Annotated in this window: 1 protein-coding gene; it reads right to left on the reverse strand. The window is 70.4% G+C overall.

Translation table 11 applies throughout. The annotated features are described in order from the left end of the window. Positions 1-230 (reverse strand): divalent metal cation transporter (locus tag ACLJNW_RS29095; protein WP_410962151.1); only part of this gene is annotated, 230 nt, incomplete at both ends.

Consider the following 230-nt stretch of genomic DNA (forward strand, 5'->3'; position numbering starts at 1 on the left):
CGATCAGGGTATCGAAGGCGGTGAGGACCACCCCGGTGGTAATCGAGACGCCCAGCAGCAGGTGGAAGGCCAGCGCCGCGCCGAGCACCTCGGCAAGGTCGGTGGCGACGATCGACAGTTCCGCCAGCAGCCATTGGCCACGCGCCACGCCAGGGCGGTAGCGCTCCCGGGAGAGCTGCGCGAGGTCGCGGCCGGTGGCGATCCCCAGGCGCGAACAGAGGCTTTGCAGG

Origin of the sequence: Salmonella sp. SAL4457 (assembly GCF_046548235.1) — a bacterium.
GTDB lineage: Bacteria > Pseudomonadota > Gammaproteobacteria > Enterobacterales > Enterobacteriaceae > Salmonella > Salmonella enterica.